This window comes from Sulfurimonas sp., assembly GCF_026988655.1.
GTDB lineage: Bacteria > Campylobacterota > Campylobacteria > Campylobacterales > Sulfurimonadaceae > Sulfurimonas.
Map to the genome: position 1 here is coordinate 59657 of NZ_JALSKT010000045.1, position 14152 is coordinate 73808.

Annotated in this window: 12 protein-coding genes; 5 read left to right on the forward strand and 7 right to left on the reverse strand. The window is 33.0% G+C overall.

The features are described 5' to 3' along the window. Nucleotides 1–12: 12 nt before the first annotated feature. The 3 genes from MV052_RS04690 (at nt 13) to MV052_RS04700 (ending at nt 4500) form a co-directional block, all read left to right on the forward strand. Complete coding sequence (locus tag MV052_RS04690) at nt 13–3288, forward strand: molybdopterin-dependent oxidoreductase (protein ID WP_297441453.1); 3276 nt, start codon at nt 13–15, stop codon at nt 3286–3288. A gap of 83 nt (nt 3289–3371) precedes the next feature. Then, a complete protein-coding gene (locus MV052_RS04695) occupies nt 3372–4046 on the forward strand; it encodes a molecular chaperone TorD family protein (RefSeq protein WP_297441455.1) in 675 nt (224 codons plus the stop codon). Beyond that, the gene (locus tag MV052_RS04700) at nt 4036–4500 is read left to right on the forward strand and encodes a hypothetical protein (RefSeq protein WP_297441458.1); all 465 of its coding nucleotides are present in this window, start codon (nt 4036–4038) and stop codon (nt 4498–4500) included. The genes MV052_RS04695 and MV052_RS04700 overlap by 11 nt, the downstream gene beginning before the upstream one ends. On the opposite strand, the gene MV052_RS04705 is transcribed toward MV052_RS04700, so the two are convergent. The 5 genes from MV052_RS04705 to MV052_RS04725 form a co-directional block, all read right to left on the reverse strand. Then, nucleotides 4497–4862 (reverse strand): c-type cytochrome, encoded by a 366-nt coding sequence (locus MV052_RS04705; protein ID WP_297441461.1) that lies wholly within the window; start codon nt 4860–4862, stop codon nt 4497–4499. The genes MV052_RS04700 and MV052_RS04705 overlap by 4 nt on opposite strands. Continuing rightward, entirely contained in the window at nt 4859–6001 is a 1143-nt protein-coding gene (locus tag MV052_RS04710; RefSeq protein ID WP_297441463.1) for a hypothetical protein, read from the reverse strand. The genes MV052_RS04705 and MV052_RS04710 overlap by 4 nt, the downstream gene beginning before the upstream one ends. After that, on the reverse strand, nt 5982–7550 hold the full coding sequence (locus MV052_RS04715; protein WP_297441465.1) for a VWA domain-containing protein: 1569 nt from the start codon (nt 7548–7550) through the stop codon (nt 5982–5984). Before MV052_RS04715 ends, MV052_RS04710 begins: the two co-directional genes overlap by 20 nt. Beyond that, nucleotides 7547–8299, reverse strand: coding sequence for a VWA domain-containing protein (locus MV052_RS04720; protein ID WP_297441467.1), 753 nt, complete (start codon nt 8297–8299; stop codon nt 7547–7549). The genes MV052_RS04715 and MV052_RS04720 overlap by 4 nt, the downstream gene beginning before the upstream one ends. Before the next feature lie 162 nt (nt 8300–8461). Continuing rightward, complete coding sequence (locus MV052_RS04725; RefSeq protein ID WP_297441469.1) at nt 8462–8956, reverse strand: redoxin domain-containing protein; 495 nt, start codon at nt 8954–8956, stop codon at nt 8462–8464. Between the two features lie 63 nt (nt 8957–9019). Between MV052_RS04725 and MV052_RS04730 the strand changes: the two genes are divergently transcribed. Continuing rightward, nucleotides 9020–9550 (forward strand): nitrous oxide reductase accessory protein NosL, encoded by a 531-nt coding sequence (locus MV052_RS04730; protein WP_297441471.1) that lies wholly within the window; start codon nt 9020–9022, stop codon nt 9548–9550. Nucleotides 9551–9592: 42 nt separating this feature from the next. Next, nucleotides 9593–11176 (forward strand): oleate hydratase, encoded by a 1584-nt coding sequence (locus MV052_RS04735; protein WP_297441473.1) that lies wholly within the window; start codon nt 9593–9595, stop codon nt 11174–11176. A gap of 38 nt (nt 11177–11214) precedes the next feature. On the opposite strand, the gene dnaK is transcribed toward MV052_RS04735, so the two are convergent. Next, nucleotides 11215–13101: a molecular chaperone DnaK gene (gene dnaK, locus MV052_RS04740; RefSeq protein WP_297441475.1), complete on the reverse strand. Its 1887-nt coding sequence runs from the start codon at nt 13099–13101 to the stop codon at nt 11215–11217. A 237-nt stretch (nt 13102–13338) separates the two neighbouring features. After that, nucleotides 13339–13890 carry a nucleotide exchange factor GrpE gene (gene grpE, locus MV052_RS04745; protein WP_297441477.1) on the reverse strand — a complete coding sequence of 184 codons (552 nt, stop codon included), beginning with the start codon at nt 13888–13890 and terminating at the stop codon, nt 13339–13341. Nucleotides 13891–14152 lie beyond the last annotated feature (262 nt).

Sequence of the window (14152 nt, forward strand, 5' to 3'; positions counted from 1 at the left end):
GAGAAAGTATAAATGTATTTACAAAGTAGAAGAACATTTTTAAAAGGTGCTGCATTTAGCGTTGCTGGTGTTGCTATTGCTAAAGGTGTATTTGCGACGGATGCTGTAGCTGAGTCTATAGAGAACAGTAAGTTTACAAATACTCCTGATACGATTTCATTTTATCCAAACCAATCTGAATGGGATAATTTTCAAGAGTTAGATGGAGATGATTGGAAACGTGGTGGTATTGAACGCCATGGTGTTGCTTCAGCTGAAAATGAAGATGGAATCCAAGTAAATAACTTCATGCTAGTTCCAACAGTTTGTTCAAACTGTGAAGCTGGATGTGGTCTTACTGCATGGGTTAATAAAGATACAATGACAGTTAGAAAATATATGGGAAATCCACTACATACTGGTTCCCGTGGTCGTAACTGTGCAAAAGGTTACGCTGTAACTTCTCAAATGTATGATCCAGATCGTATTCCATTTCCACTTAAACGTGCACCAGGTTCTAAACGTGGTGAAGGTAAATGGATTCGTACAACATGGGATGAGGCAATGAGTACAATTGGTAAGAAAATGCATGACACATTAAAAGTGGGTGATGAGATTTCTAAAAAATCAATTATGTATCATGTTGGTCGTCCAAATGAAAATGGTTTTGGTCATCGTGTACCTCATAGTTTAGGTATAGATGGTTACAATTCACATACAAATATTTGTTCTGCAGGTGCTCGTCAAGGTACAATACAATGGGCAAATGATGATAGAAACTCTCCAGATTGGGCAAATGCTGAACTTATTTTCTTGCAGTCATCACATGCAGCAGATGCTGGACATTACTTCCAACAATCAGCTGGTTTAATTGCAGATGCACGTAAGCGTGGCGCAAAAATGGTTGTACTTGATCCTCGTATGTCAAATTCAGCAGGTATGGCAGATTTATGGATTCCATGTTGGCCAGGAACTGAAACAGCTCTTTATCTTTATCTTGCAAATCGTGTTTTACATGAAAAAGATAAAAATGGAGATGATTTAGTTGCACATGACTTTGTAAAAGAATGGGTAAACTGGGATCGTTTATTAGCAAATAAAGAGTACTTACAAAAGATGGTAGGTTATGGATATATATCTAAAATGCCTGCTGGCGATACTTATGAAGATTTTATTGAATTAGTAAAAGAGTTGTATGCTCCATATACTAAAGAGATGGTTATTCGTGAGTGTAAACTTGAAGGTATGGAACATAAGCTTGATGCTTTATGGGAAATGTATATTGATGCTGGTGATAAAATAGCAACATACATCTGGCGTGCTGGTCCAATTGCTCACCGTGGTGGTTGGATGATTGCACGTTCTGCTTTCTTATCTTTAGTTGTGCGTGGTGCGTTACGTGGTGACATAGGTGGAACTTCATTCCATCATTGGCATGAGATTTCAGTTGCTGGTAAAGGTGATAAAGCTACAGTTGCTGGAGAGAGACCTGCTAAAGTTGATGTATGGAATGAGTTGGCATGGCCACCTGAATATCCTCTGTCGTCTTATGAAATGAGTCATATCTTACCTCACCTTCTTATGGATGAAGAGTGGCAAGAAAAATGGACAAAAAAAGGTCTTAAAGTTCCTAAAAAGCTTTCTGTTTGGTTCCCTCGTATGTATAATCCAGTTTGGATTAACCCAGATGGTTTTAGATGGATTGAAGCACTTAAAAGAGAAGATAAAATTGAATTATCATTTAACTTATCTCCAACTTGGTCTGAAACGAACTGGTATTGTGATTATATTTTACCAGTTGGTCTTGCAGGTGAAAGAAATGATCAACAGTCTACTCCTTCTAAACCAGAACAACGTATAGAATTCCGTCAAGCTGTTCTTCGTGTTGCAGCTGAGAAAATGGGATGGAAAGCAAAAGATCCAACCCGTGCTACACTTGAAGCACATATGAAGTACGGTTTAGGTGAAATTTGGGAAGAGTCAGAGTTCTTTCCTAACTTAATGGTTCATCATGTTGATCCTGATGGAAGCTTAGGTATTCGTAAATATTGGGCAAGTAAAAAAGATCCATCTCGTGCTGTTACAGTGCCTGAGTATTTTGATGCTGCTATGAGTTTACTACCAAGATTGAAAGAAACAGCAGATAAAATGTACAAAGATGAAGAGTTTCCAGTATATAGCTATATGAGAGATCATGGTGCTTGGACTGAAAAAACTAATGTATATAAACCTCAAGAAGAAGAGCTGAAAGTAGATAGTGAGTACGTTTATGCACATGGTAAAAAATATGCTAAACATCATGTTAAGAAAGATCAGTTTGGTGCATTATGGGTTGAACACGATGGTCGTAAGCACTCTATTGGTATTATTAGTGATGATAAAGTACTTGCTGGTTTTCATACATTAAGTAAAAAACTTGAGTTTTTCTCTGAGTGGTTTGCAGAATGGAAGTGGCCTGAATATGCAATTCCTATTTATCCTCGTAATGAGAGTGAATACAAGAAAATGGAACATATCGTTACGCAAGTACACCATAGCTTTATGAAAGCACCAAATGAGTTTGCATTAAATACAGTCTTTAGACTACCGTATAATATTCATACTCGTTCTGTGAATTCTAAGCATTTAATGGAAATTTCACAAAATCATAATCCGGTTTGGATTTATACAAAAGATGCTGAGAAGCTTGGTATAAAACGTGGTGATGCAATCCGTGTTAAAGTTACAGATACAGTTTCTGGACTAGACAGTGGATATTTTGTAGGTATGGCTGTACCAACTGAAGCGACTCGTCCTGGTGTTTTAGCTTGTTCACATCACGCAGGTCGTTGGAAACTTAAAGATTCAGTTAGTGTTCCAGGATTTGAGCATAAACTTGGAATAATGGGTGTCGGTGCTCCTCGATATGATATGACTAATGATGGTAAAGTGGGAACACTTAAACCAGTTGAGGGCATTAAACCTCGTCATGATGTATGGCAGTTCAAAGAGTACAATAAAGATTTAGATAACATATGGTGGGATGGTTTAAGTGGTGCGTGGCAAAATGCTGTTGCACCTTCTCATCCGGATCCAATTGCAGGAAATCATGCATGGCATCTAAAAGTAATTATTGAAAAAGCGAAAGCTGATGATGTTATAGGTGACATTTATGTTGATTATGAAAATAACTTTAAAGTTTATCAAGCTTGGAGAGATGAGTTGACTCGTCCTCTTGATCATACTGATAAACTACGTCGTCCACAGCATATTAAACGTCCTGCTGTACCTCTTTCAAATAAAGCTTACGCTGTAGAGATTAAAGCGTAATACTTTTATCATTAAAGCCCACTTCAAGTGAGGCTTTAATATACTTTAAAATAAAATATTCAATATCCAAAGGTAACTAATTAATGCAAGATAATCTTTTAACAGAGCAGTCAGCACGTATAAATATATATGCTTTAATCTCTAGAATTATGATGAATGAAGTAGATGAAAAGCTATTAGAGTTAATAATAAATGATGAAAATATTTTATCTTTTTTCCCAGAGTTTTTTAAGTGGGACAAACGACAAGGAATGAGCAATAAAGATTTAATAGAGCAATATCTAAATGTTGATTTTACTAACCTTTTTTTACTTCATATGATCCCTTATGAGTCGTTTTACAGAAGAGAAGATCAGCAGATGGAAACGGGTGGTGATAATCCTGTACAAACCTTATATAATAGTTTTGATTTTAGGGTTGAACTAGATGAAGCTCGTGTTATGGCTGCAGATCATATAGGTGTGGAATTAGAATTTATGTATAAATTATGTGAATCTGAAAGCAAAGCTTTAGTAGATGGTGAATACAAAATTGCAGGTGAAATTGCTGAAATAGAGTACAATTTTTTAAAAAACCATATACTTGAATGGGCACCAATATTCTTACTTAATATGAAAAGTGAGGCAGGTACTGCTTTGTATCATGATGCTGCTGACTTGGCATTAGAGTTTATTTTAAGTGATTTTGAATATTTGAGTCAGTTAAAAGAGAATTCTTTTTCTTATGAAAAACTTGGAAGGAAGAATAATGGACATTAAAGATTTAAATGAACTAAGAGGTGAGTTTGAAGAACTGCAAAAAAGGTCTATGGAGTCTGCTTGTGTAGACGATAGTTGTAGAATAGAAGAAGAGAATCGTGAAGATTATCCGGACTATATTATTGCAATGTATAAAGAGGTTATGCCTCCTGTTAAAAGTGGGATATATTTTTCTCGTTGGGATCTCAAGGCTATGGCTGCAGAGATTGGAGAATCATTTTCTCTTGATGTGAGAGAAAGAATGTTTAAAAATTTTATGCAATGGGTAGCGTCACCTGATGATATGACATTAGTCATAAATGAATTTAAAAAACATATAGATATGAAATGTAACTTATATCGAGACTATGCATACAGGTATCCATCTTCCAAGTCTATTTTTGATGATAAAATCAAAAAAGCAGATGCAACGAAAAGGTACCTAGATAAAGTGTATGTAGAATTTTTTACTTAATTTGATCCACCTAGAAGATCATCACTGATTTCATAGTTAGTGCTCATGTCTTTTTTAAACTCACTAAGAAAAAGACTCAACTCTTCTATCTCTTTCTTTTTAAGCGAATTTGCAAATGTAAACATGATTTGTGCTTTTTGAGAACGGGCTTTTCCCGCTTTAAAATCTCTTAATTTTTTTAATAAATATTTTTTATCTTTGTTAGCAAGTCTAGGATAATAACTACTTCCTTCTGCATGTGTTCCATGGCAATTGTTACAGCCTTTTTGGTAATAGAGATCATAGCCATTTTTATATGTATCAGCGAAGTTATTAGTAGTATAAAATAAGAGGACTATTATCAATACATAATATTTTTTCATTTTGACTCGTTTAATATTGCAATGATTTTTTTCTTAATTTTTCTAAGACTAGCTTTAGAATTACCATAAGCTATCGCTTCTAATTGGGCTATTTCATTTTTTAGCTCTTTTATATTATATTTTTGCATTAAAATATTTAAGAGTTTTTTTGCATTTTTAGCATTTTTTATATCACTATAAATATTTTTATTTTGAAAAATATTTATACTATTTGGAAAAAACTTAGCACTTAAAAAACCGCTCATAAATATAATGATATAGATGAAAAAGTCATATAACCAAGTAAAACTTTTAGTCTCTTTTGGAAATTCTTGTGTATCTATAAGCTTTGCAAGATTTTGTTTTTCTACTGTAAGATTATATTCTTTTGTTTTAAGTGTATAATATTTTTTATTTTTTGGAGAATAACATTGAATATTCTTGGAAGCTATAGTAAAGTTTTTATCAGCTAAAAGTGCATATTTAAACTCTCTTTGGAGTTTATAGCCATCTTTAGTAGCTTTATTGTAGTGTTTAATAGTGTCAGAAAATATTTTGACACCTTGGATATTATCTATGATATTTATATCTATTGCATTGTATCCAGTTCCTTGGAGAAAATAGGTGATATTTGCACTCTCAAACGCAGTAATATGTTCTTTGTCTAGTTTTGATGAAATTCTAAAATCTCCGACTAATGAAACATCCTCTTTTAATGCTTCTACATCTAAATGCAAAGGGTTTAAGTCTATTTTTCTGTCCATGGTATCTATCCATTTTACATTGTCACGACCACCTTCATAAACTTGAGCGACTGCTTTGTCACTAGCCATTTTAATAACAAAATCAAATTTAATATTTATTTTTTTACTTTTATTAGGGAAAAGTAAATATGTAAAAGTACTTTCCTTATCATGATAATTTATATCTTTGGCTACTTTATTTAAAAGAAGAATTTGGTAATCATCTGATAGTCTTGGTTTTAAAAAGAAAAACATCACATCAGTATGATCTTTTTGTCTTGCTTTGAAGGTTATTTCTACAGCTTCTTTTACACATGGATGGCTATTAGATACGCTAAACTTGTACTCAGCTAATTGTGAAGCACTCAGGTTTTGTATAAATAAAAAGAGCAGCAAACTACCAAGGACGTTTTTCATTTGTGTAACCTTTATTTATAAGTTCATAGGCTTTGTAGCCTATTTTATATTGACTTTTATTTATTTTATCATTTTTATTTATTTTTTTACTACTACTTTTTGCTTTATTCTCACCTGAGCTATTACTGCTTTGTCCAGTTTTGTTTTTAGAATTCGAATTAGCTGCGTTTGACTTCTCTTCATCTTTTTTTGTATTGGTTTTTTTTGAGGCTTGGGTCTGTTTTTTTGTTTCATTAGGAGGAAGCATATCAGAGATGTCGATTTTTTCTTTATACCTATATATAGTGAGTAGGTTTGCATAGGCATCTTTATCTAGTCCAAGATTTAATGCTTTTTGATAGTATATTTTAGCTCTGTCATATTTTTGAAGTTTTACGGCACAATTGCCCATGTTGTAATAAAGTTTTTGTTTTAAAGCGATATTTTGAGTCTGAATTTGAGAGAAGATTTTGATAGCATTTTTATACTGTTTGTCTTTATAATAAGCAACACCCATGTTGTAATAACTCGCTACACTTGGTGTAAGCTTTTTGAACTCCTGCACTGAACTATGGTAGTCTTTTTTCTCAAAACTATCATTTGCTTTGTTGATGTAGTAAAAATCTAAAATTGAAGAATGTGCTTGATATGGAAAAAGAATGATAAGAGTTAAAGGTATCAATTGATGAATCTTAGTTATAGAAATACTAAACAAGATGATTGAAAATAGTAAGGGTATCCAAAAAAGTTCTGTGTATGTTAAGGTGTGTATTGTCGATTGAGATGAGTTGTCTTTATTTTGTGAAATGTCTGAAATAAGTTCATCAATTATATTAGAACTGTTTGAATTTATTTCATAATAGATACCACCACTCAGTAGAGCAAACTCTTTTAAAATTGGATTGATGCGGGAGATAATTAGATTGCCTTTTGTATCTTTTAGTTTATGTCCATCTTTAGTTAAAAGTGCACCTTCTGATGTGCCAATTGCAACAACATAGGGAATAATATTGTTTTTCTTAGCAGTATGTATAAGTTTATTTACATTGTGTTCTTCTCCACCATCTGTGAAGATGATTAGCTTCTTTTTTTCATAAGAAGTTTTTGCTACTGTTTCTAGTAATGTTTGTAGTGATGTTCCTTTTGTTAAAATATACTTTGGATTAAGCATATTGAGCGCGATGAGACTAAGCGCTCTATCTGTTGTGGGTGGTGATATCAGCATAGAATTTGATGTAAAAGCAAAGATACTAAATCTGTTTTTTGGCAGTTCTTCTAAAATATCTTCGATCTGTTTTTTTGCTAAGTTGTATCTAGTAGGCTGTATATCTTTTGCCTGCATTGAGTAAGAAGCATCAATGGCAATGATAAAATCTTGGGCATCGAATTTTTGTTCGTTTAAGCTATGTGTTAAAACAGGACGACTTAAAGCAATGAACATAAAAGTTAAACTTAAAAACAATAGCTTTCTTTGTAATTTTTTTTCTTTATCAAAGTGTTTAATATCTGAAATATAAAAAAAAAGAAGAGGGATAAGGAGTATTAAAACCCAAGCGTAAAGAAGATTCATAACAACTCGCTTTTACGACTTTTAAGTAACAAGTAAAACAATAAAAGAGTAGCTAAGAGCAAAGGAAAAATATATAAAACATGTTTGTTGAGATAATGTTTAGAACGTATTTTGCTAGGTTCTAGTATATCGATTTCTCGATATACATCTTTTAAAATTTCTTTATTTTCTGCTGCAAACATCTTGCCTTGTGTTTGTGAAGCAATGTGTTGCAAAAGTTTTCTATCAAAACTGTTTGCTTTGCCTATACCAATGGTATAGATTTTTACTTTGAGTTTTTTTGCTTGTTCTACTGCATTTTTGACCGAGATAGCCCCACTATTTTGATATCCATCAGTAACTAAGATTAGTACTTTATTTTTTGCATGTCCATATTTTAAGACCCTTAGTCCACTGGCTATTCCCTCACCAATGGCTGTACTATCTCCTGCAATGCCAACATCAAAAAAGTCAATGAGAAATTTGATACTATTCATATCATATGTAAGTGGTACTGCAGCAAAAGCATAACTTCCAAATATTGATATACCTACATTGTCATCAAACCTTTTAGATATAAATTCTATAAGGACATTTTTAAGTATATCAAATTTCCTTTGCTGCGTTTGCTCTTTATCAAAGTTGCTTTCAGCCATAGAACCGCTTGTATCTAGTACAAATACTAAGTCACGACCTTTTCTTTTGTTAGATGTTTTTTGATCATACGTTATAGGGGAGGCTAGAGCAGTTACTAATAGAACTAAGATCAAAGAGTAAAATAGTTTGTCTATATTTATCCAAGAAGTTTTTTTAGAAAATAAATTTGTATGTGGAAAAATAAGTTTTTTAATGCTAATAGGACATTTATATATACATAAAATTAAAGTAAGTAGTATAAATGCTGAGGGGTATTGAAATTCAAAATTATGCAATTATTTTCTAGCCCAAATCATTCTGGTATAAAGCCCAAGTATTGAAGTATACCCAACTTCACTAAAGGTAAGTTCTGTTTTTGTATTATATATAAATGTTGTCGGGTATGCAGATATATTGAATTTTGAAGCTAACTTTCCAGTCTGATCATTTACGACTTTAAAAGTATAGTTGTGCTCATCCATGTATTTTTTTATCTCATAGTCACTGCCTGATTTTATAGCAATGGTTATGACTTGAAAATGTTTTGATAAAAAGTTAATATTTGAAGCTTCAAGTTTACATGTTGGACACCATGTTGCCCAAAAATGTATGAGGATTGGTTTGCCCTTTTGTATCGTGTATGTTTGATTATCTATTAATTTTACAGATTCTAAACGCAGTGGAGCATCTGATAAATCTTGACTTTTATATAAACTCATTAAATTTGCAATAATAGTCATTGTTACAATAAAGTAGACTATCTCTTTTGTATAGTGTTTTAGTTTATTCATCTAGATATATTAACACTTATGTAATAATAAACTGATAAAATATGAGATGTAAAAGGAAGAAAAATGCTAAAAATATTACTAATTACGTTCTGGGTTATTTTTATAACAGGATGTTCAACGGTTGTGAAGACTACTCCGGTAAAAACTCAAGAGGTGAAGAAGCCTATTGTCGTGAAACATCAAAGGTTTCAAACTGTAGCGAAAGAAAAGGCTATCTTATTGCAAGATAAAGAGCACAAAGAGTCATGTTATATCTGTGGAATGAACCTTGTAAAGTTTTATAAGACGAGTCATGCTGCATCAGAGATGGGTAAAGTACATCAATATTGCTCTTTGCATTGTTTAACAAAACATTTAAGCAAAAAAGGTGTTGAGCTTGAAAATCCTATAGTTGTAGATGTTGCGTCTTTAAAATTTATTCCCGTTCAAGAGGCATATTATGTTGTAGGAAGTTCAAAACCAGCAACAATGAGCAGAGTAAGCAAATATGCTTTTAAATCTTTAAAAGATGCAAAAAAGTTTCAAAAAGAAAATGGTGGGAAAATAGTTGACTTCTACACTGCTTGGCAACTTGCAAAGAAAGATTTTCAATAACATTATCCTATAATAAAAGTATCATATTGTAAGGAGTATATTATGCAAGAAAATAGGGATAAAGATTCAAAAGTTTATCTTATCGGAAGTGGTATTGCCGCTTTGGCCGCTGCAGTTTACCTAGAAAAAGATACAAATATCTTAGGTAAAAATATCTATATTCTTGAAAAAGATACTGTTTTAGGCGGTTCTTGTGATGGTTCTGGTGATGCAGAAAAAGGATTCCTTGTTCGCGGAGGAAGAATGCATGAAAAACATTATGAATGTTATTGGGATCTGTTATCTAATATCCCTTCTTTGGAAGATAAAAATGTTTCTGTAAGAGATGAGAGTTTTGCTTTTAATGAAAAGTATGTATCTAATGCAAAAGCTAGACTTTTAAAAGCTGGACAAAAGATTGATGTAAGTTCTTATGGTTTGACACTTAAACAACAATCACAGCTTTTAAAGTTGACTTTTGCACCTGAGTTTACTTTAGATGGTGTGAGGATTGAAGATTGGTTTGATCAAGATTTTTTTGATACAAAATTTTGGTATATTTGGTCGACTATGTTTGCTTTTCAAAAATGGAGTTCAGTTGCTGAAATGAGACGCTATATGAAGCGTTTTATCCATTTAGTTGATGGCTTGTACAAGCTTGGTGGCATAATGCGAACAAAATATAATCAATATGACTCAGTTATAAGACCTATAAAAAGATACCTAGAAGAAAAAGGTGTACATTTTGAAATAGATTGTGAAGTTGTAGATATAGACTTTAATCTTTCCTCAGACAAACTGACTGCAACTGTGATTCACCTTGAAAATAAAGATGAAATTGTTTTAACAAAAAATGATTATGTTTTTATTACTAATGGTTCTATGACAGAGAGTAGTGATGTTGGATCTTGGCATAGTGCCCCAATACTCAAAGGTATAGAAGAATCAGGATCTTGGAAATTATGGAAAAAATTAGCTAAAAAGCATAAGTTGTTTGGTAATCCAGATCCTTTTTGTGATGATATTGATTTACAAAAATGGTATTCATTTACAGCGACAATGCATGACAATACTTTTCATGATTATATGGAAAAATTTTCAGGAAATGTACATGGAACAGGCGGACTTGTTACCATGACTGACTCAAATTGGCTGATGTCCATTGTTATAGCTCGTCAACCACATTTTCCAAATCAGCCAGATGATGTTAAAATATTTTGGGGATATAGTTTATACCCTGATAGAAAAGGAAACTTTGTTCATAAAACAATGGCTGGATGTAGCGGGGAAGAGATTTTAGAAGAGCTCTATTATCATTTAAAAATACAAGATTTGATGAAACCTATTACAGAAGCAGGAAAGATTAATTGTTTACCAGTTGCTATGCCATTTATTGATAGTCAGTTTATGCCTAGAAAAAAAGGGGATAGACCAAATGTTATTCCTAAAGGCGCAACAAACTTTGCTTTTTTAGGACAATTTACAGAAGTTGAAAATGATTGTGTATTTACAGTTGAGTATTCAGTGAGAAGTGCGCAAATGGCAGTTTATGGGTTGTTTGATACGGATAAAGAAGTGATACCGGTTTACGATTCTATTCATAATCCGAAGTATTTAATAGCAGCAGTACAAGCATTAAGCAAATAAAATTTGCTTAACTTGTGCTGTTGATGTTGAGAGAGTAATTACTCTATCTCAGCATCTATGACATCATCGTCATCTTTTTTCTTAGCTGAATCAGCTGCGCCAGCTTCTCCACCTTGTTCTTTTTTATACATTTGCTCTGCCATTTTATGACTTGCTTCTGTAAGAACTTTTACTTTTTCTTCAATTTGTTCTTTTGTAGCATTTTCATCTTTTAGAACTTCTTGAAGATCGCTAATCGCTGCTTCAATTTTTGCTTTTTCATCCGCATCAAGGTTTTCACCCATCTCTGTCATAGATTTCTCAGTTTGAGCAATCAAAGCATCCGCTTGGTTTCTTAGTTCAACTACAGCTTTTCTTGCTTCATCTTCAGCTTTATGTGCTTCTGCATCTTGAACCATTTTGTTGATCTCTTTTTCACTTAATCCTGAACTACCAGAGATAGTGATTTTTTGCTCTTTACCAGTACCTTTATCAACAGCACTTACTGTTAAGATACCATTTGCATCAATATCAAATGTTACTTCAATTTGAGGTACACCTCTTGGTGCTGCTGGAATATCTGTTAGTTCAAAAAGACCTAAAGATTTATTGTCTTTAGCAAATTCACGCTCACCTTGAACAACATTGATACTTACGGCTGGTTGGTTGTCTTCCGCAGTTGAGAAAACTTGAGATTTTTTCACTGGAATAGTTGTACCTTTTTCAATTACTTTAGTAGCAACTCCACCAAGTGTTTCAATACCCAATGATAATGGTGTAACATCAAGTAAAAGAACATCTTTTACATCTCCACGTAACACACCACCTTGAATGGCAGCACCAGCAGCAACAACTTCATCAGGATTTACAGATTTATTTAAATCTTTTCCGTCAAAGTAGTCAGAAACATTTTTTTGTACCATTGGTACACGAGTTGATCCACCAACCATGATAATCTCTTTAATATCACCTTTGCTTAGATCTGCATCTTTCATAGCAGTATTTACATGATCCATTGTTTCATGAACTAATGGGTCAATCATGCCCTCAAATTTAGCGCGAGTAAGTTTTACGACTAAATGTTGTGGTCCCGCTTCTGTCATCGTGATAAATGGCAAGTTGATTTCAGTTTCAGTTGCACTACTTAACTCTTTTTTTGCATTTTCTGCTGCATCTTTGAGTCGTTGTAGAGCCATTTTGTCATTTTTAAGATCAATTCCATGACTTGATTTGAACTCTTGCGCTAACCAATCAACAATTTTGTTATCAAAGTCATCTCCACCTAAGAAAGCATTTCCATCAGTTGAGAGTACTTCAAATGTACCTTCACTAATTTCAAGTGTTGTAACATCAAATGTTCCACCACCCAAATCGTATACTAAAACATTTTCATCACTTTTACTGTCAAGTCCGTATGCAAGTGCAGACGCAGTTGGCTCATTGATGATACGAAGAACATTAAGACCTGCAATAGTACCAGCATCTTTTGTTGCTTTTCTTTGTGCATCATTAAAGTATGCTGGAACTGTAATAACAGCATCAGTTACCTTTGATCCAAGATAAGCTTCTGCATCCTCTTTTAGTTTTGTAAGAATTTTTGCTGAAATTTCTTGTGGTGTATAAACCTTACCAGCCACATCAACAGCTGCCATACCATCTTTATCAACAATTTTATATGTTACCTTGCTTTGTGCAAGCTTTGCATTTTCTTCATTCATCATAAGACCCATGATTCTTTTTACTGATGAAATAGTTTTATCCGGGTTTGTGATGGCTTGACGTTTTGCAGGGTCACCTACAAGAACCTCACCTTTATCTGTAAACGCAACTACTGATGGAGTTGTGTTTTTTCCTTCTGCATTTGGGATGATTTTTGCCTCACCACCTTCATATACTGCCACACATGAGTTTGTTGTTCCTAGATCTATACCTATTACTTTTGACATATTATCTTTCCTTTAATTTTAGTTTAAAATTTAAGGGAACCTTTTTATTCCCTTTCATTACAGAATCGGGAGTAATCCCGCTTCTTACGCTAACGCTTGGTTCTCTTGGGAAGAGAGCCCACGACGCCTTGCGTCTTTGCCTCTAATAGAGGTTAAAAACTTATTTATTTTTAAAACAGTGAAAGTATATTCTATTTTAAAAATATCTTTTGCAACCTAAGTTGCATTGAGTAAATTTTACTTAGCAACGACAACCATTGCTTCTCTTAGAGGTCTGTCTTTATACTTATATCCTCTTTGAAAAGTTTGTACAATTTGTCCACTTTCAATTTCATCGTGATCTACGCTTTGAACTGCATTATGGATATTTGGATCAAACGGCTCTTCGTGAGATACCATAGTTACACCATTTTTTTCAAGTGCAGTTGTAAATTGTTTAAGAGTAAGCTCAAGCCCTTCTTTTAATTTTACAATTAATTCTTCAGCATTTGTATCAGTATCTGCTGATTTAAGTGCCATCTCTAAAGAATCAATAACAGGGATCATATCTTTTGCAAATTTTTCATTTGCATACTCTACTGCTGTATATTTTTCACGTTCTAATCTTTTTTTAATATTGTCAAAGTCCGCATGTACACGCGCGTACTTATCTTTTAATTCTGCTAATTCTTTTTGTAATAAATCAAATTCATTTTCTACTGCTTGCGCTTCTGCTTCAGCTTCAGATGACTCTGAATTATTATCTTCTTCATTTTGAAGATTTTCATTTTCAATGTTCTTATCTGACATAATTATTACTCCTTTTCTAGTAAAGATAAGTGTATTATACATATTGAGTGTAACAATGTCAAGTGTTGGTTGTCTTTTTTGGATAAAGGTAGTTGATAGTCAATGACTAAAGTATTAACTAAGGGATTTTAAAACTATTTGTAACCATTCAGCACCAAACAAAAAAATAGGCACAAAAATTGCTTAAACATACATATTATGACAGAACAAGAAGCTATAGATTTTTGCAAGAACAATCCAGAGGCAGCGGCTAAAATAATTC

What these genes read in the sequence shown, in the direction of transcription:
- MV052_RS04690 (WP_297441453.1), top strand. Translation starts at nt 13, where the DNA reads ATGTATTTACAAAGTAGAAGAACATTTTTAAAAGGTGCTGCATTTAGC.
- MV052_RS04695 (WP_297441455.1), top strand. Translation starts at nt 3,372, where the DNA reads ATGCAAGATAATCTTTTAACAGAGCAGTCAGCACGTATAAATATATAT.
- MV052_RS04700 (WP_297441458.1), top strand. Translation starts at nt 4,036, where the DNA reads ATGGACATTAAAGATTTAAATGAACTAAGAGGTGAGTTTGAAGAACTG.
- MV052_RS04705 (WP_297441461.1), bottom strand. Translation starts at nt 4,862, where the DNA reads ATGAAAAAATATTATGTATTGATAATAGTCCTCTTATTTTATACTACT.
- MV052_RS04710 (WP_297441463.1), bottom strand. Translation starts at nt 6,001, where the DNA reads ATGAAAAACGTCCTTGGTAGTTTGCTGCTCTTTTTATTTATACAAAAC.
- MV052_RS04715 (WP_297441465.1), bottom strand. Translation starts at nt 7,550, where the DNA reads ATGAATCTTCTTTACGCTTGGGTTTTAATACTCCTTATCCCTCTTCTT.
- MV052_RS04725 (WP_297441469.1), bottom strand. Translation starts at nt 8,956, where the DNA reads ATGAATAAACTAAAACACTATACAAAAGAGATAGTCTACTTTATTGTA.
- MV052_RS04730 (WP_297441471.1), top strand. Translation starts at nt 9,020, where the DNA reads ATGCTAAAAATATTACTAATTACGTTCTGGGTTATTTTTATAACAGGA.
- MV052_RS04735 (WP_297441473.1), top strand. Translation starts at nt 9,593, where the DNA reads ATGCAAGAAAATAGGGATAAAGATTCAAAAGTTTATCTTATCGGAAGT.
- dnaK (WP_297441475.1), bottom strand. Translation starts at nt 13,101, where the DNA reads ATGTCAAAAGTAATAGGTATAGATCTAGGAACAACAAACTCATGTGTG.
- grpE (WP_297441477.1), bottom strand. Translation starts at nt 13,890, where the DNA reads ATGTCAGATAAGAACATTGAAAATGAAAATCTTCAAAATGAAGAAGAT.